Here is a 24,241-nt window from a genome sequence, read left to right on the forward strand (position 1 = left end):
ATGTGGGTACTTTAGTCCTACCGATTAGGTCGCCGGACAAGATATAACACTTCTTCCTGGCAACTTCTCCGGTCAGTACACCAGCACAACTCCTTCCACCAGCAATTGACCGTCTTCGTTAACCAGTTTGAAATTAGACGGCCGCTCGATGAATAGCTTGCCGTCGAGCACTTTCTCCTGATTGCGGTTCTTTAGTTTAAAGGGAATCTCTTTGAGGAAGACTCCGTTCCAATCGTACAGTTTCAAGATCACGTCCTCCTTTACGTAGCTGTCGTAGTACACCTTTAGAACCAGCTCCTCGTAGTCGTAACTAAAACCGATTTCAATCTCTTCGTCATCGGATAAGTACATTTCAGGTTCTCGCTCCGTGGGTGCATTTCGGTTGCGACTTTTCCAGGGGTATTGGTCCAACTTGAATTTAATGGGAAGATTGAAAACCACTCTGACGGGTTCTTCATCCTGCCTGCCGGGTAGCCAAATGACCTTTTCCTCAATCATGGCTTTCAGAATATCCAGCGCCGCCTGGCCAATATCTTCCCGTCCAACATCCCGGACTACTTTTGCGCTGGAAATGCACCCGGAGGGTTCAATGTAAAAGCTCACCACGGCCATTCCCTGGGCGCCGTCTTCAACCGCTGTTTCTGGATACTTAAGGTGACTGTAAACAAAATCCAGCATGGCTTTATCGGCCCTTGCCTTGGCGGCCCCGTAATCAGGTTCCTCGGCACACCCCTCGCACGGAAAAATGGGCATCTTTTGCACCACCTTATAAATATTCAGGCTGGTGTCGGGCGGGCAATCGGGGTTCGTTATCTGCTGGCTTAATACAGTGCTAGAGGCGAAAACCAACAGGGCAATCGTGAGCGAAATTCTCATGTAAAACAATAGGTAGCGTCCAGAATAGCTGGAAGGTTAATTAGGCGTTTATGCTGCACTCATTCGCTCACCAAGGTACAACATTGGAGGGGGTTACTACTACTACCGGTTCCAGGGTGCCCGGGCGATCAGCATTTTCAGGTAACAGCGGTCGATCACTGCGGTGATCGTGAGGCCCAGCGCGATGATGAGGGGGACGGTCAGGAAGGTGGTGTTTCCGGCCATCAGCCCGATCAGCGAGAGCAACAGCATGGCCCCGAGAAAGAGGCGAAACTGTCGGTCCACCGTCCAGCTCCCCTCAATGCCGGGGTTGGCCTGGTGCTGCTCCTGATAATTTTGCATTTGAATCTCACAGAGTTGCACGTTAGCAAAGCCCGCGGCAGACAAAGATTCCATAACGCTCCGGGCGCGACGCCCCGTATTACAAACCAGGTAGATGTTCCGGTCGCGATAGGCCGCGAAATCCTGCGCGGAGAAATTGGTGGAGGGGATGTTTACCGAGCCGTACAGGTGGAGGTCCCGGTATTCGGCGTGCTCCCGGACGTCAACGATGAGTGGCCGGTGGTTCTTTGCTACGGCGAGGGCGGTCATGAGTGGATAATTAGTGACGCTGGAGGAGCGGCGATGGGGAATGGACGGGTTTGAGGTGTTTAACGACGCTCCAGTCCCGGCGGGAAAGTACCCGGTAGATTGAATTGGCTTCGGTGGAGGTTTCACTTCTTTCATGCAGCGTGAGGGTCTCTTGCTTGTAGTACAGTGTAGTGGGTGATAAAGCGCCGGCAGCATTTGAGGGCGCATGCGCGCAGGTGCCGGGGTCCCCCGTGGATAAATAGCATCCTTCTTCCTCCAGGTAGAGGCTTCTGATGTATCGATCCATCATTGTATTCCGTAAAAAGAAGATTGCGTTACAGTACAGCAGCAAAAAAATGCCCGCCATGGTCATCAGACCCGATGGATCGTTCGTAAGCCGCCACATCATCACGAGGAGTACCGTGAGTACCAGAAGGCCCGCCCAGAGCACCCGGTTGAGGGTGTGCCGGATGGTCAGATCATCCTTTCGGGAAAGGACCTCAATGATGACGGGCGGAGCGTTCATAGCATTTACGTTTCGGGCGTCACGAATACCGCCAACGGTTACGCCAACAGGTGGCGGAGGGAGGAACCAATGAGGTACACGAGCGGGAAGAAGGTCAGGCAGCAAGTGCAGATGAGCACATGCTGGCGATCGTTGGGCTGGGTGGTTTGTTCGTTATTCTTCATGGCGATGGGTGAGTTTAGCGGTTTTGTGGTCGCCAGTCAGTAAAGCACTGCTCTTTCTGACTGACACCCCAAAGCTCCGCCCTCCCGCACCGGATAAACTCGAAGAAACTCAGGAGAAATGCGAAATGGCTACCGTCAAAAGGGAAATTTCGCTTTTGTCAGTATTCGCTCGGGCGCTTCCCGAAGCGCTTTTCGTACAGTTTGGAGAAATAATGAGCGTCGGAAAAGCCGATCTGATAACTGACCTCCGCGACCGAGCGGAATTCTCCGCTTTCTAGCAGTCGACGGGCGCGTTCCAACTGGATCTCCCGCTGATATTTTTTCGGGGTCATCCCCGTAATCGCCTTGATCTTTTGCTGCACCCGGCGGGTAGACATATTCAGTTGGTCGGCCAGTTGGTCAATGCCGAAGGTGGGGTCGCCAACGCGGGCCATAATGATGGCCTCCACCTCTTCGAGCCACTTCAAATCTGCCCGGGATACCGGCTTGTTGGACGGCTCCGTTGCCGACTGATGCCCGGCACCATTAGCTCGCTCCCCGAGTCTGGCCCTACTGTTTTCGATCAGGGCGTGTACCCGGGCGTTTAGTTCGTCCTCGGCGAAGGGCTTGGTCAGATAGTCATCCACCCCCACCCGCAGCGCATTAATTTTTTCGGTTGACCCCGCCTTTGCGGTCAACATGATCACCGGTAAGGTTCGCCAGTCCGGTCGGCTGCGAATTTCCCGCAGCAGTTCCATTCCGTCCATGACCGGCATCATGATGTCCGTTACGATGAGGGCCGGAGTAAATCCTTCCTCGAGGATGTCCATTGCCTGGCGGCCGTGGGCCGCCGTCCGCACGTGGAAGTCTTCCAGAATCAGGCGCAGGTATTCCCGCAGGCTGGGGTTGTCCTCCACCACCAGAATGGGTTCCCCGGAAATGTCCGCCGTTTCGGCGGACAACTCCCCGATCGCCGGCGTCACTTCCTCCGCGACGGGCTGCGGGGCTGCGGCAAAGGTCTCCACCAGGGGAATCGAAAGGGTGAACGTACTACCCTCCCCCATTACGCTGTCGACGCTGATTGTACCCTCCATCAGTTCTGACAACTCTTTGCACAGGGCCAGACCAATACCCGTTCCCTCGTAGTGCTCCTCCGTACTGACGCGCTGAAAGCGATCAAAGATGCCCGAAAGGTCCCGCTCCGGTATACCGATCCCCGTATCCCGGACCCGAAGGATCAGTTGCTCCCCCTGCCGCTCACACCGTACACTTACCTGGCCACCCTCAGGCGTAAACTTGATGGCGTTGGAAAGGAGGTTGTAAATGATTTTTTCCACCTTATCCGGATCCGCCAGTATCCGTAACTCATGGTCCAGAGCGAATTCAAAGGACAAATTAATGGACCGTAAACGGGCGCTGCCTTCAAATTGGGCCAGGATACTTTTTACGTAGGGGTAGAGGACGATGGGCTCGGGTTCGAGACTCATACGCATGGCATCGATGCTCGACAGGTCCAGCAACTCGTTAATCCGCTTGTGCAGCTTTTTGGCGTTATCCCGCATCAGGTGCAAGAGGGTAAAATCCTGATTTTCCAGTCGGTTTCGCTTCAGGACTCTCTCCAGCGGACCAAGGATCAGCGTCAGGGGCGTCCGCAACTCGTGGGATACGTTCTCAAAAAACTGAGATTTCAGCTCATCCAGTTCCCTCAATTGCGCCGCCTGCTCCTCGATCAACTTTTTATCTTCCCGGATGGTCCGGGTCCGCTCCGCGACCATTTTCTCCAGGGTTTCCTGCCGCCTGAGCAGGGCATATTTTCGGCGACTGGTGTACTGCCAGACCGACACCAACAGGGTAAACCCCACCAGCAGGAGAAACCACCAGCGCAGGTAAAAAGGCCGGACAACAATCAACTCGATTTGTAGCGGCAGGGAGGAAAGTCGGTTCATCCGTCCCCGGGCGCGTACTTCCAGCGAATGCGCCCCGTAGGGCAGCCCAACCAGTTGCAAATTATTCCCCTCCAGGGCGGTCCATTCCTCCCGGATGCCCGGAATCCGGTAACTATAGCGGACGAGGTCGCTGTAGAAATAATCCTGCAGGGCAAATTCCAGATTAAGGAAATTATCGGTTGGGTACATCGTTAATGCCCCCTTTCGGATAAAGTCATTACGGACGCTTCTGACCCCATCCTGCTCGGAGGAAAAAAGGGACGCAGCCGACAGGCGCAGGGGGACCTGATACTCCTCCGCCTGATCAAATTCTGCGGGCGAAAAAGCCGTAATCCCGTTTAACCCCCCGAGAAAAATTCTGCCATCGGTGTGCTGATAATGTGACAGCCGATTAAACTCATTATCCGCCACCCCCTGCTCTTCGTAGTAGACCACCATGGACTTACTCGTGGGCTCAAACTGCACCAGTCCATTGGCCGTACTGATCCAGAGGAAACCCTCTGCGTCTTCCAGTACGGCGTAGAGCTCCAAACTCGGCAGTCCGTCCACTTTACGGTATTGTCGGTAATCTGGTTTACTCGGCGCCCGGGGATCATAGGACAGCTGAATCAAACCACCATCCCCCGTGGCCAGCCAGTAATCTCCCCGCTGATCCTGGTGGATATGGTGGAAGATAACGGCCGGCAGATAGTAATCTTCGGCCGCATTAGCGCCAAACTGAGCGACTACACCCTTATCCTTCTCAATCAGAAACAGTCCGTTCTGCGTGGCCGCCCAGAGATGATCACTGTCCTCCAAAAAATGCCACTTGGTTCCCAGACTAAAGTCCGTGAATCCGTTTTCCGGCACCATGCGATAGGCCTCCAGATTCCCGTCCATCACGACCACCTCTCCCCGGCCAAAGCCCAGCCAATATTGCCCCTCCCCGTCCCGGGTGAAACTCCAGACGCGCTTGGTCCCTAAGGCAGACAGGTCCGATGTTCTCAGGACCCTTCCCTCCCCGTCGGTCTCGATCATCTGCTTGCCCCCAAAGATCAGGTGATCGTTGGGGAGGCGCCTCACCGAAAAGGGCGTTGGGAATACCATGATGGATTCTCCTTCAGAAATTCTACGGTTCTCCCCCGTGTTCAGATTGATCGCGTGGGGACCGGCGGGATAGGTATAAATTAAATCGTTATCCAGGACCACCATCCCCCGGGCGGAAACCCGGTTGTCCTGATCCTTCAGGTAGGTCGTGAAGCGGGAAGCTTCCAGGGAAAGAATGCGGAGCCCGAGGTAATCCCCGAGCCACAGACCTTCGTTCCGGTCTCCCAGCACAAAGGCCGGGTTGATCACCTTGCGGTTTTTCAATACCCCCCGATTGACCAGTACCTTCCCCGACACCAGATCATACTCCCGAATGTCTCCCCCAACGAGGTAAAGTAAGGAGCGTCCGTTGCGAAATCCCGTAAATAATATGTCCCGGTTGCTGTGATCAAGTTGGTCCCGTTCCGTAACGCGGCCCGATTCATCAATCTTCAGTAAGCGGGTAATCTGTAGTCCTCCGTTGCCCGGCATCCGTTCTCCGGCCAGGCACCAGAGGTTCCCCCGATAATCGCTGGCCATGTGGGCGACGATCAGTTCTTCGGGCAAGCGGACGAACATTGTTCTCTCTCCCTTCAGATTAAGCGTGCCGTAGCCATCGCCCAGCTTTCCGAAAAAAATGTCTTCCCCCGCTGCGCCGATAAACCCAAAATCCCGGGGAAAGGGCAAGGGGCGGCAGGCCCGCCCGTCCAGTAGATGATATTTCCCGTCGGCCAGCTGAAAGAGAATGCCTTCGCTGACCGAATATATTCGCTCCAACTCTTCCAGGGTAAACGGCAGGTCAGGATAAACTGCCGTCAGTGATTGGACGCGTTCCCGGTCCGGGTCGACCAGATCAATACTGTAATACTTGTACTTCCCCCGATCTTCTTCGAAGCGAATCGCCCAAACGTTACCGGCCGGCCCTTCGAGCAGTTGGTCCACGATATTGGACTGCAGGCCGTCAGCATCTTTGGTGTAAACCCGAAAGTTATGTCCGTCGAAACGGTTAAGGCCGTACTTGGTCCCGATCCAAATGAATCCTTCCCGGTCCTCCAGCAGTGAGAGTACCTGATCGTTGGAAAGTCCTTCCGTCGTCCGGAACTCACGGGCACTGACCACGTATTCCTGAGCCGGCAAGGGGGCAGGAAACAGGCTGAATAACAAACACCCGATGGACAGCAAGACGAGGGTTAGCGATCGGATCACCTTCTGACGGTTACGACCCGAAAGATAATGTTGGGGTAAAACATAACAAGAATTTCCGCAAGAATCTGCCGTGTCCCCTTCGGAAGGGAAATCCTTTTTGGCACCAGGCACACCAAACTTCCCCCGCAAAAACATCTACCCTACAGTTACAATCCAAACAATTATGGTTACCAAAAAAACGCGCCGGGAAGGTCCCGGGGTGAATGCCGGCTCCATGGCCGACATCGCCTTTCTGTTGCTCATTTTCTTCCTCGTCACCACCACCATCGCCGAAGATCAGGGGGTGCTGGTGAAATTACCGATCTGGGACGACGATCCGATCAAGCAAGACGTCGTCGACAAAAACGTCCTCACCGTCATCGTCAACGCCGCCGATCAGCTGATGATCGAAAACGAGCGGGCGCAGCTGGCCGCATTGCCGGACATGGTCCGCAACCACGTCATTTCCCCCGAGCGGACGCCCAAGCAGGCGGTGGTCAGCCTCACCCACGACCGGGGCACCAGCTACCGGCAGTACCTGGAGGTCTACGACGCCCTCAAGCACAGCTATCAGGTTCTCTGGGAGGAGGTCGCCAGCCAGCGATACGGCAAAGCCTACGACATGCTCACCACGGCCGAGCAGCGCAGCATCCGCGACGAGCTACCAATGATCATCAGCGAGGCGGAGCCGAGCGGTCACGGGAAGGAGCTTTGATAAAAAAGGCCGCCCTCCCCCGGCGGGGAAGAACGGCTGATTACAAACAAAGTCACAAATTTCCGGGGGTTTTAGGTGCTCCGCCGCTTCTTGCGGCGGCGGTGGTGGCGCTGCTCTCCAGCCATGATGCAGCCGTACGGGAGGATGCGGTCCACCACTTCGCCGAGCCCGAAGGCTTCCATCTGCGCCTGCACGTTCTGGGCGTCCTTGTAGGCGGAAGGGAGCTCCGTCACGTCGATGCCACCGGCAAAAAAGCGGACGTCCAGCCCGGCGGTTTCCTCGTCAAAGACCGCCCGCACCGTGCGGTCAGCCTTGCGCTTGCGGTGGGCCGTGCGGCTAACGTTCCGACCCGCGCCGTGAGGCGCGAACCCCAGATTGGTGTCCGTCGTTTCGCCGCGGACCACCAGGATGGGCTCGGCCATGTTCAGCGGGATCAGGCGCAGGCCCTCGTGGCTGTCGGGCACGAAACGGTCATCCAGGGGGGTAGCGCCCTTGGCGTGGTAGAAAGTGCTTCCGTCGCGGAACACGAAATTGTGCTCGTTCCAGAATCGCCCCTGCACCTGCGCTCCGGCGCCCAGGGCCGTAGCTTCGTGAATCAGGGTATGGTTCAACTTGGTCCAGCGACGCACCGTCTGCAGGGCTTCCCAGTAGGCTTCGCCCTCGGGTTCGTCGTAGGGAATCCAGGCGTTGCGCTCCGCGGTGCGGGGAGAGAGCTCCTTGCGGAAGCGTTCGGCCACCTTCATCGCCTTGCGGTACAGTTCGGCCCCAAAGCCACGGGAACCGTGGTGGGTCACCATGATCGTTTCGCCGGTCTGCTCGGAGCGCCCCACGTACAGGAAGTGGTTACCGTCCCCCTGGGTTCCCAGGTGGGTATGACCCATGGACAGGCTCCGCTCGGTGCACAGGAAGGGGTTATCCTCCATCTGCCGACGCAGCTCCGTCGGCAGATCAAAGGGATCCTTACGCCCTCCCTTTCCGAAATGGGTAACGGCGTGGGCCGCGTCCAGCACCACCTTCGGATCGGTCCGCCCGAAGTTGGTCATCATTACGGAACAACAAACGTCGGCGGAGTGCATGGCCGGGTGGATGGCGTTGTCCGTCACCACCACACCCCCCACGGGAATCTGTCCGGGAGCACCGGTGGGACAGGCATCCGGCATCACCGCGCCCGTCACTACCGTCGGGGTGGTCATCAGGACGTCCATCGTATGAAATACCGCCTCCACGTTCGTGATCTCGTCCGGGTGCTCCGCCCGGAGATTACGGTGATAGGGCCGGGCTTCGGCGTGCGGATCGATGAGCTGGGGCTGGCGCTCGTCCAGGAAGGCCAGCATCTCCGCGCCCGCCAACTGACGGGCGTTCAGCTCCCGCAGGGCTTCGGCAAACCACTTGCCGGGGGTGTATCCAAGGTCAATCAGGGTCTTTCCGGTAATCATTTTTCGGGTTTTTCGTTTTCGATACTGCAAGGTATTTTTACAACTGCGCAATTATTTTGCGTAGTTGCCAAACCCGCCAAAATTTCTCCGTGCCCACCAACAAAAATGCGCTGATTCGCTACCGTACCATCGATAAGTGCCTGCAAAACCCCGGGCGTCGCTGGACGCTGGACGACCTCATCCAGGCCTGCTCGGATGCCCTTTACGAACTGGAAGGGAAGGACACCTACGTAAGCAAACGCACCGTTCAGCTGGACCTCCAGATGATGCGCGGAGACAAACTTGGCTACCTGGCCCCGATCGAGGTGTACGAGAAGAAATACTACCGCTACGCCGATCCGGATTACAGCATCACGGACGTCCCCCTGACGGGAGCGGATCTGGAGGTCCTGACCGAATCCGTCACGATGTTGCGACAATTCAAAGATTTTTCCCTCTTCGCCGAGCTGAACGGCGTCATTCAGAAGCTGGAAGACCGGATTTATCGGCAGTCCGCCAACGGAGCATCCATCATCCATCTCGACAAAAACGAACAACTCAAGGGGCTGGAACATCTGGACACCCTCTATCAGGCCATCAACAAGCAAATCGTGGTGCGGCTGGGGTATCAGTCCTTTACCGCCCGTAAACCCGGAGAAATTCTTCTCCACCCGTACATCCTCAAGGAGTTCAACAATCGGTGGTTTCTCGTGGGGCGGCGGGACGGGACCGAAAAGGTAGTCAACCTGGCGCTGGACCGAATCCTTCGGGTGACGCCCGATTTACGGGCCGAATACCGTAAGGAAAATTTTGATCCCGAAGCGTATTACCGCCACACTTTCGGGGTGACGGTACACAACGGATCGCCACTGGACATTCGGCTGTGGGTGGACCGGCATAATGCGCCCTACGTCCTTACCAAACCCCTGCATCATTCCCAGGAACTTCTGGAGAGACGGGAAGACCACAGCATTGTGCTCGGGCTGCAACTCCAACAGAATTATGAGCTGGAGCGGTTGCTGCTGGGCTTTGGCGAGGGCGTGGAGGTGCTGGCCCCCAATCGGCTGCGCCGCCGAATCCATCACCTGCTCCGGCGGGCCGTCCGGCGCTACGCCCCGAAAGATCAGTAGCAGGTTTTAATCACCGATTGGGCAATCAACCTATCGCCTTCCAGGCTGAAGTGGATGCCGTCTTCGCTGTTGCTCAGCAGGGTGGAGCCAGGTTGTTCCAGGAGGTTCACAAAGCAATAGCCTTCCCGGGTCGCCAGGGCCTTCACCGCTTCGGTGAGTTCGGCCACGCAGGCGGCCCCACCGGTAAATTCGTCGATGACCACCTCGTCGGAGGCCATTGGGGGTGGAGACACCAGCACGATGCGCGGAACTTCCTGCCCGCGGCTGGTGAAGAAATCACGCGTACGTTTAGTCAGCGTGGTCAGATTAGTGATGATGTTACCGTGCTGGCCGCCGAAGCGGGCCTTGCAGTCATTGGTGCCCAGGGCGATGATGACCTCATCAATTTGGCCCATTTCGGCGTAGCCCTGGCGTAGGTAGGAGGTCAGGTTTTCCAGGGTATTCATCGACATTTCGCTGCCGTAATTGAAACCGATCGTATTGCCCGACAGGGCCGTATTGACCAGGGGGCCGCCGCCCCGAAGCTGCTGCAGTTGGTCGACCCACCCCTTACCGACGGCGTTGCTGTCGCCAATCACCAGCAGATGTTGTTTGCTGAAGCGGGCCGAGCAGGCGGTAAATACCAGGAAAATCAGGGGAAGGAGGAGGCGTGACATACGGGTTCTGTTTGGGGTAACGCAAGGGGCCGGTAATATATGGGCGACGGAGCGCAGGTGCAATATTTTTCGGTAGGCCTTGTCTCCGTGGTTTAGAAGGTACGCAATCCGAAACATTAGAGACAAGGCATGCCTTGTCTCTACCGCACAAAGGTTTTTCTGATCCACGCCCGTTCGGCCAGAAACAAACCCCCAACCAGCACCAGAAAACTGGCACCCCGGATCAATAGGGCACCCAGCCCTGCGGGCCCGCTGATCGCGGCGGTGACGGCATTGGTCCCCAAGAGCACCACTGCGCCCCACACCAGGTATGCGGCGATGCGCCCCAGGGGGTAATCTACCGGAAAGTAGCGGCGGGACACCCCGTAGGCCAGTACGCACATGACGGCAAAGCAGGCCAGCATGGCCGTAGCCGGTGCCCAGATTCCGTATTTCTCCACAAAGGTGATGCTTCCGAAGAGCACGATCACGCTCCCCAGCAGGGCGATGCCACCGCCCAGGATGGTCTTGTCGGTGAGCTTGTAGGCCACCGAAAAATTCGAATACAACCCGAAGAAGAAGTTGGCGGCCAGCAGCAGGGGCAGGATGAACATCCCCACACGCTCTCCCTCATCGATGATGAGTTCCAGCCAGGGTTGAAAGAGCAAAATCCCCACGGAGGCCACCACCCCGATGATGGCGTAGGCGCGCGTCGCATCCGCGTAAATCGTACGGTCACTGCTTTCCAGACCTCGCCCGGCCTGCCGGAAGAAAAAGGGTTCGGCCGCGTAATTGTAGGCCGTAACGAAAAGGTTAAGGGCTACGGCCAGTTTGGCCGCCGCACCAAATTGTCCGGACCAGTATAAGTTCTCGGTGACCGTCCCCCCGTTGTACATCTTGATCACCCAGGGAGCCGCCAGAAAATTGATGATACCGGCCACGGCTACCAACGCCAGGGGGTAGGCGTAACGGAGCATTTCCGACCAATCCGGCACGATGCCCGTTGCGAGGGCTTTCCGCTTACCCGCCCGCCACCACTGGTCGAGCATCAGGGCCAGCAATCGAAGTCCCGCGGCGGCCGCCAGCGTAAAGAGGTAATAGCCGACCTGGTAGGCCGGATCGTAGGTCCAGCCCATTTTTTCCGCTACCCAAGCCGCGTTAGCTGGCCAGATGAAGAGCAGTAGGTAAATCAGGGCAATGTTCACGATGACGTTACCCAGGTTGACGGCCACGAAAAACCACGGCCGTTGATCGAGGCGCAGTCGGCCCAGCGGCACGGCGCTGAGGGCATCAAAGGCTACGGTCGCCAGCACCAGCCGGACGTAGACTACCCGATCCGGATACTTTAGCCAGCCGGCAATTTCTTCGGCGAAGAGCAGCATTCCCCCAACCAGGATGACCACCGCTCCGGTGACCCAGGCCTGGGTCCGGCGGAAAACCCCGTCGGCATGGTATTCCTGCCGGCTGGCGAACCGAAAAAGCACCGTATCCATCCGGAAGACCAACATGGCGATCAGGAAGGCCGTCCAGAACAGCAGATCATTGACCACGCCAAACTCTTCCGAACTCATGAGCCGGGTGATGAAATAGGTCACCAGGACGTAGTTCAGCAGTCGCCCCAGGACGTTGCTGAAGCCGTAGATGATGGTTTCGCCGCCAAGTTTGCGGAGGGTCATACGCGGTGGTTCACAATTTCAGGGCACAAGGTAGCGTGCTTCCCCGCGAAAAACACCGTGATTGATTATTCGCCGGGAAATTCCCGGTGATTGCCGCCTTTCTGTGCACCAGCGTTCTTTCGCGTGAGGCACGGTCCGATCAATACCGGACCGTTTGCCGGGACACTCTCCGTAGTTCAACAACCGTCATTCGTCGAAAAGCGGGTTACGGCCGGAGTGAAAAAGCTACATTTGGGGCGCTATGGGATTAATGGAAAACATCCGCGTTGCCCTGCGCAGCGTCAACGCCAACTTACTCCGCGCTCTGCTCACCACGCTCATCATCGCCGTGGGCATTATGGCGCTGGTAGGAATTCTGACGGCCATCGACGCCGCCATCTATTCGCTGTCTTCCAACCTATCCAGTTTGGGAGCCAACACCTTCGAGGTGGAAAGGAAGCGGGAAACCATCCGCAGTGCCAGCGGACGGGAACGCGGTAAGCGCTCCGACCCCTTCACCTACGATCAGGCCATGGAGTTCATGGAACGTTACGAATATCCGGCCGCCGTTTCCGTAAGCTTTTTTGCCAGTGGTGCCACCAAAGTAACCTTCGGAGACAAGGAAACGAACCCCAACGTATCCATTTACGGCATGTCCGTTAATTACCTCAACAGTAAGGGCTTCGAGATCGAGCGCGGTCGAAATTATACCTACCGAGAAGTGCGGGAAGGCGGGAATATTGCCATCATTGGCTCCGATCTGGTAGAAACCCTCTTCGACGGCAATGACGAGGAGGCACTGGGCAAAGAGATTGTGGCCGGGCGCCTGCGGGTGCGCGTTGTCGGCACCCTGAAGAGTAAGGGCAGCAGTATGAACGCCAGCGAAGACCGGAGGGTGCTCATTCCCCTGCAAACGGCCAAACGTTTCTACGGGTCTTCCCGCACCAATTACGATATCCTCGTCGCCGTCAAAGACCCAACGGGCATCGAAGCGGCCATGGCGGAGGCCACCCTTACGCTGCGGAAAGTCCGCCGCCTGAAGGCCGGCGAAGAGAACGACTTCGAAGTAGAAAACAGCTCCGACCTGGTTTCCATCATCAAGGAAAACACCGTCACCCTGCGCCTGGCGGCCGTCAGTATCGGCCTGATGACCCTGCTGGGTGCCGCCATCGGCCTGATGAACATCATGCTGGTATCCGTCACCGAACGTACCCGGGAAATTGGGGTGCGCAAGGCCCTGGGGGCAACTCGCAAAAACGTACTGTTGCAGTTCCTCATCGAAGCCGTCGTGATCTGCCAGATCGGTGGCATCCTGGGCATCATCCTCGGTGTTGCCGTGGGTAACGTCGTGGCCCTCATCACCGGGGGCAGTTTCATCGTGCCCTGGCTATGGATCGGCCTGGCGCTGATCGTCTGTACGGTGGTTGGGCTCCTCTCCGGACTCTACCCCGCCATGCGCGCCGCGGCCCTGGACCCGATTGAATCTTTGCGCTACGAGTAGGCTGGTTGCTGGTTGGCAACGACAGCATGCCGCAGCGGGTTGACCTCGGATACCTCGGCGCTCCCCATATCCGTTCGTGGGATCAGTCCGTCGCTATGCATACTGACGGAAAGCAGGTACTGAATTAGCTACGCCACTGGTCCATCAGGACCCCAGGAGGCACTTTGAACCCCGCTATTCGGGGAGCCTGGTGTAGCCCTAAAGCTGATTATTGTCGTCGGGGAAGGCCACTTTCGGTTCAAATGCCCGGGCCTCGTCCTCGGTCATGTAGCCGTAGGCGATGATGATGACCACGTCACCCACCTGGCACCTGCGCGCTGCGGCACCGTTCAAACAGATCACGCCCGAGCCTTCTTCACCGCGAATGGTGTAGGTCTCGATGCGTTCCCCGTTGTTGTTATTAACGATTTGCACCTTTTCACCTTCCAGGATGCCCGCAGCGTCCAACAGAAGGCCATCGATGGTGATGCTACCCACGTAGTTGAGGTTAGCTTCGGTGATGGTAGCGCGGTGGATTTTTCCTTTAAAGCGTTGAATTAGCATAATCTGACGATGAGGTTGGGGCGGTTTGGGGGAGTTAAATCGCTTTTAGGACGCAAGATTGCGACCATAGAAACGTAAAATTTTCTTAAGGGTTGGACGGGATGGCAATGCGGTTGTCAATTAATCGAACCGGGCCACAGTGCACGGCACAGGCCACGACGATTTCAGCGGCGGCCGGTCCGCCCCGATAAGGAAGGAGGTTGTGGCCAGTAAACACCTCCACGTACTCAGGGTTGAGTAGCGGGTGTCGCTGCATAGCGTCCATGGCGGCGGTCTCCAGCTTTTCCGGATCCCATCCGGCCAGCAGGCCCGCGGCTACGGCGCTAAGCTGGCGGTTAATGAGGCCGGCCGCTTTCCGCTCCTGGGGTCCCAGGCGTCGATTCCGGCTGCTCAGCGCCAGTCCGTCTACTTCCCGTACGGTTTCTACGACCTCGATCATGACGGGCAAATCCAGCTGCCGGACCATGGACCGGATCACGGCCACCTGTTGATAGTCTTTCTGCCCCAGGAACAATACCCGTGGTTTGACGATGTCCAGTAGCCGACTCACCACCTGGGCTACTCCCGCAAAGTGGCCGGGCCGGTGGGCACCTTCCATACGTTCGGTGAGGGAACCGAAGTCCAGTTCGGCGGCAGCACTTTCCTGATCTCCGTTGGGGTAAATGTCCGCTACATCGGGGCGGTAGAGAAAATCGCATCCGTGGGCAATGAGCAACTCCTCATCGGCCCGGGGAGTGCGGGGATAAGCCGACAGATCACTGGCTTCGTTGAACTGGGTGGGGTTGACAAAGATGCTCGCCACCGTGAGTTCGCAGCTGGTAACCGACGCGCGGATCAGGGCCATATGGCCCCGGTGCAGTGCTCCCATGGTGGGCACAAACCCAATCCGTTGGCCCTCCTTCCGGGCTCCGGCAAGCCGCTCGTTCAGTTCGGCGGCAGTCGTACAGATTATCATGACGGCTCCATCATTAGTACTTCACACGATCGTGCATGCCCCCAATTAATCCGGTTACCGGCGACCATATTCGGATGATAAAAACCCTTGCGGGCCACGATCCCGAGTGCCGTAGTGGTCGTCGGGACCGCTGATTTTATCATGAAAGCAGCGGCGTGCAGGTGCCGGACGGATGGGTACGGCAGCGTGCAAAAAGGTGCCGGGAAGGGCAAAACGGCGGCGAAGATAGTCCGTGTGTATAATATTTCGTAAATTTGCCGCCGGCTTTGCCCCCGCGACTGACCATAATGATGGTCCGCACTAAAGAAAATTCGAATTGATACCGCTTGCGATATGAGTAAAAAGAAGGTGCTAATTGTCACCCAGGAAATGGACCCTTACACAGAGTTAACTGACATCGCCAAAACCGTTAGGGCTCTGGCTCCATACCTCCAAAAAAACCAGATGGAAATCCGCGTCCTCATGCCGCGGTACGGAACCATCAACGAACGTCGCCACCGCCTCCACGAAGTAGTGCGTCTTTCCGGGATGAACATCATCGTGGACGATGATGACTACCCACTGATCATCAAGGTGGCTTCTCTGCCGGACAAGGGCGTTCGCATGCAGGTCTACTTCCTCGACAACGAAGACTTCTTTAAGCGCAAGTTCGTCCACCACGACAAGGAAGGCAAGCCCTTCGACGACAATGCCGACCGGGCAGTATTCTTCTGTAAGGGAGTAATCGAAACGGTAAAGAAATTCGGCTGGCCACCAGACATCATTCACTGCCATGGATGGATGACGAGCCTGATTCCCTTCTACCTGCGGGAAGCCTACCAGACCGAGCCACTGTTCAAAGACAGTAAGATCGTCTACAGCCTCTACGAAAGCGGTCCGGAAAACCACATCCACGAAGACTTTGCCCTCAAGGCCAGCATCAATGCCCTGATGGAAGAAGATTTGGCTGCCTACGTCCACGACGGCAAGCCCGACCTGCACCGCGGAGCACTCCAGTACGCCGATGCGGTCATCATCGGAAGCCCGGAGACCAGTGATGCGACCAAGGAACTCCTCGGCAGCGTATCCATTCCCGTGCTTGACGTACAGGGCGAAGAAGCTCCCGCGGCTTCCGTAGAATTCTTCCAGAACCTTCTTGAAGAAGAAGTCGCCAAGTAAACAAATCTCTCACTAACGGCCATCGTTAAGTTTTCCGAAACAACCCTCCATGGCCGTATGGTGTCCCTTTGATTGGACTGTTGAAGCGTTAGTCTGTTCTCCCCTCAGATCACTACCGCATCAACAGTCCAATACTTTTAACAGCTCACCGCTACTTACAGACTAACCGACTACGACTTTATTCCCCAAGCGAATGAAACAATTCATATTCCTGGCCCTGGTTGCGCTCACCTTCGTCATTCCTTCCTGTACTGAACCCATTACCGTTGGGTCGGACATCCTCAACGTCGACCGGGCGGAACTCGGTCAAACGATGGATTTGGAGTTCACCACCAAGGTCGTCCGCGATGATACCATCCTCACTTTTGACGCCTCCGTCAACGCGGCCATTGCCGGTTTCACCTTCGGTACGCTGGAAGACGATGTTTTCGGTTCCGTCAAGCACGGTGCGTACCTCATTCCCAATCTCTCCCGGAATTCAAGTGGATTTGCCCGGATTCCGCCCTTCGCCTTCACCGACGAGATGGTTGATTCGGTGGTGCTCATCATCCCCATCGACACGGCCAATGCCTTTTACGGCAACACCCGGGAGTTCAATTTCCGTCTCGGAAGACTGGCCAGTCCCGTAGATCAGGAACAGGACTATTACAGCAACGTAAGCTTCCCCCGGGGATTTGAAGACCTGAACCGGGAAAGCTCCTTCTTTGCGACCAAAACGCCACGCCTGCTCTACGATACGCTCGTCGCCTCCAACGGAGACTCCGTGCTGGGTTCCCACATCCGTATCCCCTTCACGGATCAATTTGTCACCCAACTCAACCTCCAGGATACCGCCACTTTTGAGTCGGATTCCGCTTTCTGGAGTTTCCTGGCCGGTTTTTACCTGGAGCCCGACGGCAATACCGACGGCCTGCTCACGCTAGAGCCCCAGCCCACCCGCCAGGGCGCCACACCCTTTGGCGGCTTGTACCTTTTCTACCCCGACACGGCCAATCAGGAGCCTACGTTCTACCGGGCTCCCCTTTTCCTCTGGCTTCCCCGCTACGAGAAAAACTACACTGGCTCGCTCGCCGGATCACTGCTTGGCCCCGACCAGGACAATGAGCAAGTACTCTTGTCCGGTCAGGCGGGACTCATGACCGAAATCACTTTTACGGATCTTAGTGCGCTGGAGGACGTGGTCATCAATCAGGCAGAGATCAGCTTCACGGTCGAGGAGGTCAGTGGATACAGCACCGAAGATCGTCCCATCCCCACCTTTGTGGCGCTCTACTACCGGAACGAAGAAGGTGTGATTACGCCCATTGACGACCGGGTTCGCTTGGGGAACCCCTTCTCCAGTGACATCATCCGTCAATTCCTCGGCGGGGAAGACTTACTGGACAGCGACGGAGACTCCTTCTACCGTCCCCGTTTCTCCGTCCACATGCAGCGAATGGTTAGTGGGGAAGTGCCGCCCACCATCTACATGCGCGTGGTGCCGGTAGACATTGATCCTTCCCGCGTAATTCTGGGAGGTCCCGAATCATCCGTGAAACCGGCTACGGTGCGGGTGACCTTTACGGAACTGGATTAAGAGCTTGTTTGGAATTTAATAATCGACTTCCATTCGGCCAGATGACCAAAATCCAAACAAGCTCTAAGTATTCATAAGTACGCGCTGCCCGGGCTTTCTTCCCAAGCAGCGCGTACGATCACGCCAACCTTTGCTCCCTGAGTACTGTTCTTGGAACCGACACCCTACCGGAGTCCGGGCTCCCCGTAGCGGAAAATCCCTGAGAAAGGGGGAGATACGGAGCAGGATATTAAGGCTTACCCCCTATGTACCCCCGGACCAGCATCAACTGCCCAAAGAGCAAGCTCAGAAAATAATCCCAAGTATGTGTGGAATTGTAGGCTACATCGGTAACCGCCAGGCCGACGAATTGATCATTAAAGGACTGGAACGTCTGGAATACCGGGGCTACGACAGCTCCGGCATTGCTATTTTAAACGGAGCGTTGAAAGTCCACAAGAAGCAGGGGAAAGTAGCGGCGCTGCGGGCGATCGTCAACGAGCATGACACCACCGGCACACTGGGCATTGGCCATACCCGCTGGGCCACCCACGGGGAGCCCAACGACATCAACGCTCACCCCCACCTCGGTGGTCGGGGTCGTCTGGCCCTCGTACACAACGGGATCATCGAAAACTACGGCGTGTTAAAAAACGCGTTGATGGCCGAGGGGCACACCTTTGAAAGCGACACGGATACCGAAGTCCTCGTCCACCTCATCGAAGAGATTCAGCGGGAGGGTAACCTCTCCCTGGAGGAGGCCGTACGCCTGGCCCTCAACCGGGTGGAAGGAGCCTACGCCATCGCGGTCATTGACCGCGAGAACCCCGACATCCTGGTGGGTGCCCGAAAGGCCAGCCCCCTGGTAGTGGGCATTGGCGAAGATGAGTTTTTCATCGGATCGGATGCCTCCCCCTTCCTGGACCACACCAAGAAAGTGGTTTACCTGGACGACAATCAGATCGCCTCGATCAGTCGGACCAAGGGGCTGAAGATCAAAAACACCGCCAACGAGACCCAACCGCCCTTCATCCAGGAGCTGGACCTGCAGATTGAAGCCCTGGAGAAAGACGGCTACGAGCACTTCATGCTCAAGGAAATCCACGAGCAACCCCAGACCATTGTGGACGCGATGCGGGGACGGATCAGCAGTAAAGATGGTCTGGTCTACCTCCGGGGTATCGAAGAATTTGCCAACCGCTTCGTGCGGGCCAATCGCATCATCATCGTGGCCTGCGGCACGAGTTACCATTCCGGTCTGATTGGGGAATACCTCATTGAGGACCTGGCTCGTATTCCCGTGGAGGTGGAATACGCCAGCGAGTTCCGCTACCGGAACCCGATCCTGAACGAAGGCGACATCGTCATTGCCCTCAGCCAGAGCGGAGAAACGGCCGATACCCTGGCCGCCCTGGAACTGGCCAAGCAAAAGGGGGCCATGATCTACGGAATCGTCAACTCCGTGGGATCCTCCATCGCCCGCCTGACCGACGCGGGCAGCTACATCCACTGTGGTCCCGAAATCGGGGTGGCCAGCACCAAGGCCTTTACCGGTCAGGTGACCGTCCTGACCATTCTGGCGCTGAGTCTGGCACAGAAGCTGAGTACCATCAGTAATACTGAACTGCAGCAGTACCTGCGGGAGCTGGAGCTGATTCCGGAAAAAGTGCGGGAGGTACTCGAGGAAAACGATCACATCCGCTACATTGCTCAGGAGATCAAGAACCACGACAACGCGCTTTATCTTGGCCGGGGATACAACTTCCCCGTGGCACTGGAGGGTGCGCTGAAGCTAAAGGAAATCAGCTACGTACACGCTGAAGGCTACCCGGCCGCGGAGATGAAGCACGGTCCCATTGCACTGATTGACGAGAATATGCCCGTCATCGTGATGGCCACCAACCCCTCCGCCTACGAGAAAATCGTCAGTAACGTTCAGGAGGTCGTCGCCCGTAAGGGTCGGGTGATCGCCATCGTTAACCAGGGAGAAAAAGCCATCTCGAAGATTGCGGACCACATCATTGAGATTCCCGCCACCGACGAGCCCTTCTCTCCGCTGCTGTCTGTCATCCCTCTGCAACTGCTGAGCTACCACATTGCCGTGGAACTCGGGCGGAACGTGGACCAGCCGCGGAATCTGGCCAAGTCCGTGACGGTAGAATAAACGGATAAATAAAATAATTCACGACCTTTGGGGCCGCACGGCGGCGAAGCTCCCGGAAAGCTGGCTTTACCGATTGCCCCCGGCACCTGCACCGGCTGAGCCGAGTATTCCGCTTTGCTTCACGCTTGCGCCCAAAGAAAAATTACCTCCGCAGCATTAACCCCCTGAACAGAGATTTCTGGCGCTGAATAGGCCAATAGGATTCGGGGCGCTGCGCGATTAAAGAAGAAAGATTACGTATGGAATGGGATATCGCTTATAACACCAGTCGAGACGAACTTGTCATCAGTGAATATGGCCGGACGGTGCAGGACCTGCTCCGCAATGCCAACAGCATTGAGGGAGACGAAGAGCGTCAGGCGTACGTGGAGCGCGTCATTAAGCTGATGCTGCAGATGCAGCCCGGCATCAAGACCCAGGATAATTATGAGGAGCGGCTCTGGCACCACGCTTTCGCCATCGCCGGAGAACCCCTGAACGTCAAGCTCCCGGAAGGCATTGAGCCCAAACCGGAAGCCGAAGACGAGTCGCTGGAGGCCCTGCCCTACCCCAGCAAGGAAAAAAGCCGGATGCGGCACTACGGGCAACACGTGCAGGCACTCATTGCCAAGGGCAAGGAGATGGAAGACGGTCCGGAGCGGGACCTGGTTACCTACACGGCTGCCTACTACATGAAAATTGCGCTGTCCAGCTGGAACCAGGGCAAGCACGTCAACGAAGAGATGATCCGGAAGGACCTCTACGAGATGAGCGACCGCACCCTCGTCCTGCCTCCCGACGCAAAAATCGGTGAGCCCGGCCCCAACCAGCCCGCCCAGCACGATGATCGCCGCAAAAAGAAAAAGAAGAAAAAAAATAAGAAAACGCGCCCCAGCAACCAGCACAACAACTCCGGTGGTGGCAATCGGTCGCGCTCACGGAGCAGGAGCCGGAACCGGAGACGGTAGAGGGTGACGTTTGATGTTTGATGTTTGATGTTTGAAATAGGACGTTTGATGTAGAGGTGTGCTTCCACACTACTATTTAACTGATGAGGTAAGCGTAAGCTGATCATCGTTTCACGACACCTACGAGCAGCTCGTTCCACTCGACGGCTCGGAGGAGCACTACAGCGAAGGTAGTACAGCCGGTCTTTGGAGCTGTCACTACTGGGCCGTCGGCCCGGATTGCTGCTTAGAAGTTTCGATTCCCGAAAAACAATACTCATTCGGTACCGGCGAATACTCCGCGAATCACCGCTAAGGCTCATTGAGGTCTTGGAAAACCGGCAGGTCTCACTACCTTCGCGGAGCAGTGAAAACCACGGTATATCCCGCCGTGACAAAACCAATTGAATGACCACCAACGGAACCTTCATTGTCGAAGGCGGCCACCAGCTCAGTGGCGAGATCATCCCCCAGGGGGCCAAGAACGAAGCACTCCAGATCATCAGCGCTACCCTACTGACCCCGGAGCCGGTGACGATCTCGAATCTGCCCGACATTCTCGACGTCAACAAGCTGCTCGACCTGGTGGCCGGACTGGGCGCCAAAGTGGAGCGGCTGAACCGCGAGAGCGTACGGGTGACGGCCCGCGACATTGACATCGACTACGTGCTCAGCGAGGACTACGTCCGCGATGCCCAGCGCATCCGGGGTTCGGTGATGCTCATTGCTCCGCTGCTCGGCCGGTACGGCCGGGCGAGCCTGCCCAAACCCGGTGGGGACAAGATCGGCCGCCGCCGGCTGGACACCCACCTGCTCGGCCTGCAGGCCCTGGGGGCAGACTTCGACTTCGACGCCGAACGCAATATCTACGGCTTTGAGACCAAGGGCCTGAAGGGAACCTTCCTGCACCTGGACGAAATTTCGGTGACGGGTACGGCCAACGTCGTGATGGCCGCCGTACTCGCCGAAGGCGAGACCACTATCTACAACGCCGCCTGCGAACCCTATCTGCAGCAACTGTGCCGGATGCTGGTCAGCATGGGCGCCAACATCGAGGGCATCGGTTCCAACCTGCTCCGCATCCAGGGGGTGAATAGCCTTTCCGGTACCGAGCACCGGATGCTGCCGGATATGATTGAGATCGGCAGTTTTATCGGTCTGGCCGCCATGACCCAGAGCGACATTACCATCAAGGACGTACGGCGGGACCAACTCGGGATCATCCCCCGCACCTTCGAACGGCTGGGTATCAAGATGAACTACCCCGGTGACGACATCCACATTCCCGCCCAGGATCACTACGAAATCCAGACCTTCATCGACGGGGGCATTCTGACCATTTACGACGCTCCCTGGCCGGGCTTCACACCCGACCTGATGAGCATTGCGCTGGTGACCGCCATTCAGGCCCGCGGCAGCGTGCTGATTCACCAGAAGATGTTTGAAAGTCGGCTCTTCTTTGTGGACAAGCTCATCGACATGGGCGCCCAGATCATCCTCTGCGACCCGCACCGGGCGACGGTGATTGGCATGGACCGGCGGGCACCGCTGCGGGGCATCCGCATGACTTCGCCGGACATCCGGGCGGGCGTGAGTCTCCTCATTGCCGCGCTCAGCGCGGAGGGGACCAGCCAGATCGACAACATCCACCAGATTGACCGGGGATACCAGCGCATCGACGAACGTTTGCGGGCCATTGGGGCCCGGATTCAACGGGAGGACTAGGGAGAACACCCGGTAGATGAAAACTACCGGGGACGGTGCTACCTTTGCTCCCCATGTTACTGTACAACATCACCACCAAGATCGACCACGTTGCGCACGCCAAATGGTTGCAGTGGATGCAGCACGCCTACATCCCTCACCTGATGGACAGCAATACCATTGAAGATTACCACCTCTGCCGCCTGCGCGGCGTGGACGAGAGCGATGGTGTCACCTACGCCCTGTTGCTGCGCTTTTCTTCCCGTCCGGCCTTCGACATTTACCAGGAGAAGTATGCCCTGGACCATCAGAAAATGCACGACCGGGAGTTCAAGGGCAAATACGTCAGTTTCCCCTCCCTGCTGGACGTGGTGGCGCACGGAGATTAGCCTTCCGAGCCCACCGGGGCCAAAATGAAGGAAGGATGTTACCTTGGGCGTCCAACCACCGTTTGATCCATGCCCATTTTGATTACCCTCCTGGCCGTTTTATTGCTGCTTGGCCTGATTATTGGCCTTAAGTGGCACCCCTTCGTTGCCCTGATCCTGGTGGCCATTCTGGCGGGACTTGGGCTGGGCATGGGTCCCGAGGGCACCATGACGGCCATCAAGGGCGGCGTGGGCGGCACCCTGGGTGGCCTGGCCATGATTTTGGGCCTGGGTGCCGTACTCGGTGGCATCATCGCCGAAACGGGAGCGGCTCAGGTCATTACCGATCGCCTGGTCGCCGGACGGAAGGGAACGGACGTTCTGTGGGGTTTGTGTTTCGTAGGTTTCCTCATCGGCATCCCGTTGTTTTACACCGTTGCCTTCGTCATGATGGCGCCGATCATTTTTGCCGCCAGCAAACGCACCGGCCTCCCGCTGGCCATGGTGGCCGTGGCGACGGTCGCCTCCCTCTCGGTTACGCACGGCTTTCTGCCCCCCCACCCCGCTCCGGTGATCATTGCCGACACCTACGGGGCCGATTTGGGGAAGACGCTGTTGTTCGGACTGATTCTCGGTGTACCCTCCGTGATCCTGGCGGGCCCATTATTAGCGCGTACCCTCAAAAACATGCCCCAGACGGAGGGCGCCATTCCGATGGAAGCCAAGGACTTACCGGAGCAACTGCCCAGCTACGGGGCCAGTCTGTTGTGTGCGCTGCTGCCCGTAATTCTTTTGGGCGCCGGAGCGCTGGTGCAAAGCTTTTTTCCGGGCGCCGAGGGGGAAGGCAACCGCTGGATCGCCCTGGTGACGAACGCCACCGTGGCCCTGCTCATCGGTGTGGTGGCGGCCATGCTCATCCTCGGTCGGCAAACCGGCATTTCCTTCGCCGACCTGATGTCTCGCGTGGGTAAGCAACTCGCCCCGATGGCCGCCGTCCTGCTGATCATTGCCGGCGGCGGTGCCTTTAAGCAGGTGCTGGTGGACAGTGGCACCAGTGACTACATCGTCGGTGCCCTGGAGGGCTTCAACGCCCACCCCATCCTGATTGCCTGGCTCATTGCCGCCGCCCTGCGGATCACCCTGGGCTCGGCCACCGTGGCCGCCATCACGGCGGCGGGTATCGCCCTGCCCCTGGCGCAGGGAGGAAGCGTTAGCCCGGAGCTGCTGGTGCTCGCCACCGGTGCCGGTAGCCTCACCTGCAGCCACGTCAACGATACGGGTTTCTGGCTCTTCAAGGAGTACTTCGGCCTCACCGTGCCCCAAACCCTCCGCAGCTGGACGGTGATGGAGACGGTGGTCAGCCTCATTGGACTCGTGGGCTGTTTGGGACTTTCCCTGGTGGTGTAAGGGAGCCTTACGGGGAGGAATGATTAGGTGACCAGGATAAATGACCGACTTTCTCCAAAAGCAGGTGATTCATCGACAGAGTCCAATTCCGCTTCTTGA

The 24,241-nt window shown here is 57.4% G+C and carries 20 protein-coding genes; 10 read left to right on the forward strand and 10 right to left on the reverse strand.

The window, feature by feature from the left end; genetic code table 11:
* Positions 1 to 72: 72 nt before the first annotated feature.
* The 5 genes from E1J53_RS16640 to E1J53_RS24700 all read right to left on the reverse strand — a co-directional run bounded on the left by E1J53_RS16640 (position 73) and on the right by E1J53_RS24700 (position 6,332).
* Positions 73 to 876: an energy transducer TonB gene (locus E1J53_RS16640; RefSeq protein ID WP_134273461.1), complete on the reverse strand. Its 804-nt coding sequence runs from the start codon at positions 874 to 876 to the stop codon at positions 73 to 75.
* Between the two features lie 102 nt (positions 877 to 978).
* Positions 979 to 1,467 carry a rhodanese-like domain-containing protein gene (locus tag E1J53_RS16645; RefSeq protein ID WP_173021530.1) on the reverse strand — a complete coding sequence of 163 codons (489 nt, stop codon included), beginning with the start codon at positions 1,465 to 1,467 and terminating at the stop codon, positions 979 to 981.
* Between the two features lie 10 nt (positions 1,468 to 1,477).
* Positions 1,478 to 1,972 (reverse strand): hypothetical protein, encoded by a 495-nt coding sequence (locus E1J53_RS24000; RefSeq protein ID WP_173021531.1) that lies wholly within the window; start codon positions 1,970 to 1,972, stop codon positions 1,478 to 1,480.
* 38 nt (positions 1,973 to 2,010) lie between these two features.
* A complete protein-coding gene (locus E1J53_RS24475; RefSeq protein ID WP_256366214.1) occupies positions 2,011 to 2,136 on the reverse strand; it encodes a hypothetical protein in 126 nt (41 codons plus the stop codon).
* A gap of 158 nt (positions 2,137 to 2,294) precedes the next feature.
* Positions 2,295 to 6,332: an ATP-binding protein gene (locus tag E1J53_RS24700; protein ID WP_173021532.1), complete on the reverse strand. Its 4,038-nt coding sequence runs from the start codon at positions 6,330 to 6,332 to the stop codon at positions 2,295 to 2,297.
* Between the two features lie 163 nt (positions 6,333 to 6,495).
* On the opposite strand from E1J53_RS24700, the gene E1J53_RS16655 reads away from it, so the two are divergent.
* Positions 6,496 to 7,026: a biopolymer transporter ExbD gene (locus E1J53_RS16655; RefSeq protein ID WP_134273458.1), complete on the forward strand. Its 531-nt coding sequence runs from the start codon at positions 6,496 to 6,498 to the stop codon at positions 7,024 to 7,026.
* A gap of 71 nt (positions 7,027 to 7,097) precedes the next feature.
* On the opposite strand, the gene E1J53_RS16660 is transcribed toward E1J53_RS16655, so the two are convergent.
* Positions 7,098 to 8,462 carry an RtcB family protein gene (locus E1J53_RS16660; RefSeq protein WP_134273457.1) on the reverse strand — a complete coding sequence of 455 codons (1,365 nt, stop codon included), beginning with the start codon at positions 8,460 to 8,462 and terminating at the stop codon, positions 7,098 to 7,100.
* 89 nt (positions 8,463 to 8,551) lie between these two features.
* Between E1J53_RS16660 and E1J53_RS16665 the strand changes: the two genes are divergently transcribed.
* Positions 8,552 to 9,571 (forward strand): WYL domain-containing protein, encoded by a 1,020-nt coding sequence (locus E1J53_RS16665; protein WP_134273456.1) that lies wholly within the window; start codon positions 8,552 to 8,554, stop codon positions 9,569 to 9,571.
* Here E1J53_RS16665 and E1J53_RS16670 read toward each other — a convergent pair.
* Positions 9,565 to 10,227 carry a GDSL-type esterase/lipase family protein gene (locus E1J53_RS16670; protein ID WP_173021533.1) on the reverse strand — a complete coding sequence of 221 codons (663 nt, stop codon included), beginning with the start codon at positions 10,225 to 10,227 and terminating at the stop codon, positions 9,565 to 9,567. The two genes, E1J53_RS16665 and E1J53_RS16670, sit on opposite strands and share 7 nt — an antisense overlap.
* A gap of 140 nt (positions 10,228 to 10,367) precedes the next feature.
* Entirely contained in the window at positions 10,368 to 11,882 is a 1,515-nt protein-coding gene (locus E1J53_RS16675; RefSeq protein ID WP_134273454.1) for a lipopolysaccharide biosynthesis protein, read from the reverse strand.
* A 241-nt stretch (positions 11,883 to 12,123) separates the two neighbouring features.
* On the opposite strand from E1J53_RS16675, the gene E1J53_RS16680 reads away from it, so the two are divergent.
* Complete coding sequence (locus E1J53_RS16680) at positions 12,124 to 13,362, forward strand: ABC transporter permease (RefSeq protein ID WP_134273453.1); 1,239 nt, start codon at positions 12,124 to 12,126, stop codon at positions 13,360 to 13,362.
* 198 nt (positions 13,363 to 13,560) lie between these two features.
* On the opposite strand, the gene panD is transcribed toward E1J53_RS16680, so the two are convergent.
* Positions 13,561 to 13,905 (reverse strand): aspartate 1-decarboxylase, encoded by a 345-nt coding sequence (panD, locus tag E1J53_RS16685; protein WP_134273452.1) that lies wholly within the window; start codon positions 13,903 to 13,905, stop codon positions 13,561 to 13,563.
* A gap of 85 nt (positions 13,906 to 13,990) precedes the next feature.
* Complete coding sequence (gene panC, locus E1J53_RS16690) at positions 13,991 to 14,860, reverse strand: pantoate--beta-alanine ligase (protein ID WP_134273451.1); 870 nt, start codon at positions 14,858 to 14,860, stop codon at positions 13,991 to 13,993.
* A 333-nt stretch (positions 14,861 to 15,193) separates the two neighbouring features.
* On the opposite strand from panC, the gene E1J53_RS16695 reads away from it, so the two are divergent.
* The 7 genes from E1J53_RS16695 to E1J53_RS16725 all read left to right on the forward strand — a co-directional run bounded on the left by E1J53_RS16695 (position 15,194) and on the right by E1J53_RS16725 (position 24,142).
* On the forward strand, positions 15,194 to 16,018 hold the full coding sequence (locus E1J53_RS16695; RefSeq protein WP_134273450.1) for a glycogen/starch synthase: 825 nt from the start codon (positions 15,194 to 15,196) through the stop codon (positions 16,016 to 16,018).
* 193 nt (positions 16,019 to 16,211) lie between these two features.
* Entirely contained in the window at positions 16,212 to 17,594 is a 1,383-nt protein-coding gene (locus E1J53_RS16700; protein ID WP_134273449.1) for a DUF4270 family protein, read from the forward strand.
* A gap of 304 nt (positions 17,595 to 17,898) precedes the next feature.
* Positions 17,899 to 19,737, forward strand: a complete 1,839-nt coding sequence (glmS, locus tag E1J53_RS16705; RefSeq protein WP_134273448.1) for a glutamine--fructose-6-phosphate transaminase (isomerizing) — start codon at positions 17,899 to 17,901, stop codon at positions 19,735 to 19,737.
* 239 nt (positions 19,738 to 19,976) lie between these two features.
* Positions 19,977 to 20,684: a DUF4290 domain-containing protein gene (locus E1J53_RS16710; protein WP_134273447.1), complete on the forward strand. Its 708-nt coding sequence runs from the start codon at positions 19,977 to 19,979 to the stop codon at positions 20,682 to 20,684.
* Between the two features lie 387 nt (positions 20,685 to 21,071).
* Positions 21,072 to 22,388, forward strand: a complete 1,317-nt coding sequence (gene murA / locus E1J53_RS16715; protein ID WP_134273446.1) for a UDP-N-acetylglucosamine 1-carboxyvinyltransferase — start codon at positions 21,072 to 21,074, stop codon at positions 22,386 to 22,388.
* Positions 22,389 to 22,441: 53 nt separating this feature from the next.
* A complete protein-coding gene (locus E1J53_RS16720) occupies positions 22,442 to 22,756 on the forward strand; it encodes a DUF4286 family protein (protein ID WP_134273445.1) in 315 nt (104 codons plus the stop codon).
* A gap of 69 nt (positions 22,757 to 22,825) precedes the next feature.
* Entirely contained in the window at positions 22,826 to 24,142 is a 1,317-nt protein-coding gene (locus E1J53_RS16725) for a gluconate:H+ symporter (RefSeq protein WP_134273444.1), read from the forward strand.
* Positions 24,143 to 24,241: the final 99 nt, after the last annotated feature.

It is taken from the genome of Lewinella sp. W8, from assembly GCF_004375085.3.
Classification (GTDB): domain Bacteria; phylum Bacteroidota; class Bacteroidia; order Chitinophagales; family Saprospiraceae; genus Neolewinella.

Bases quoted from the DNA above. Each gene is read 5' to 3' on its own strand.
- E1J53_RS16640 (WP_134273461.1), bottom strand. From the start codon at position 876: ATGAGAATTTCGCTCACGATTGCCCTGTTGGTTTTCGCCTCTAGCACT.
- E1J53_RS16645 (WP_173021530.1), bottom strand. From the start codon at position 1,467: ATGACCGCCCTCGCCGTAGCAAAGAACCACCGGCCACTCATCGTTGAC.
- E1J53_RS24000 (WP_173021531.1), bottom strand. From the start codon at position 1,972: ATGAACGCTCCGCCCGTCATCATTGAGGTCCTTTCCCGAAAGGATGAT.
- E1J53_RS24475 (WP_256366214.1), bottom strand. From the start codon at position 2,136: ATGAAGAATAACGAACAAACCACCCAGCCCAACGATCGCCAGCATGTG.
- E1J53_RS16655 (WP_134273458.1), top strand. From the start codon at position 6,496: ATGGTTACCAAAAAAACGCGCCGGGAAGGTCCCGGGGTGAATGCCGGC.
- E1J53_RS16660 (WP_134273457.1), bottom strand. From the start codon at position 8,462: ATGATTACCGGAAAGACCCTGATTGACCTTGGATACACCCCCGGCAAG.
- E1J53_RS16670 (WP_173021533.1), bottom strand. From the start codon at position 10,227: ATGTCACGCCTCCTCCTTCCCCTGATTTTCCTGGTATTTACCGCCTGC.
- E1J53_RS16675 (WP_134273454.1), bottom strand. From the start codon at position 11,882: ATGACCCTCCGCAAACTTGGCGGCGAAACCATCATCTACGGCTTCAGC.
- E1J53_RS16680 (WP_134273453.1), top strand. From the start codon at position 12,124: ATGGGATTAATGGAAAACATCCGCGTTGCCCTGCGCAGCGTCAACGCC.
- panD (WP_134273452.1), bottom strand. From the start codon at position 13,905: ATGCTAATTCAACGCTTTAAAGGAAAAATCCACCGCGCTACCATCACC.
- panC (WP_134273451.1), bottom strand. From the start codon at position 14,860: ATGATAATCTGTACGACTGCCGCCGAACTGAACGAGCGGCTTGCCGGA.
- E1J53_RS16695 (WP_134273450.1), top strand. From the start codon at position 15,194: ATGAGTAAAAAGAAGGTGCTAATTGTCACCCAGGAAATGGACCCTTAC.
- E1J53_RS16700 (WP_134273449.1), top strand. From the start codon at position 16,212: ATGAAACAATTCATATTCCTGGCCCTGGTTGCGCTCACCTTCGTCATT.
- glmS (WP_134273448.1), top strand. From the start codon at position 17,899: ATGTGTGGAATTGTAGGCTACATCGGTAACCGCCAGGCCGACGAATTG.
- E1J53_RS16710 (WP_134273447.1), top strand. From the start codon at position 19,977: ATGGAATGGGATATCGCTTATAACACCAGTCGAGACGAACTTGTCATC.
- murA (WP_134273446.1), top strand. From the start codon at position 21,072: ATGACCACCAACGGAACCTTCATTGTCGAAGGCGGCCACCAGCTCAGT.
- E1J53_RS16720 (WP_134273445.1), top strand. From the start codon at position 22,442: ATGTTACTGTACAACATCACCACCAAGATCGACCACGTTGCGCACGCC.
- E1J53_RS16725 (WP_134273444.1), top strand. From the start codon at position 22,826: ATGCCCATTTTGATTACCCTCCTGGCCGTTTTATTGCTGCTTGGCCTG.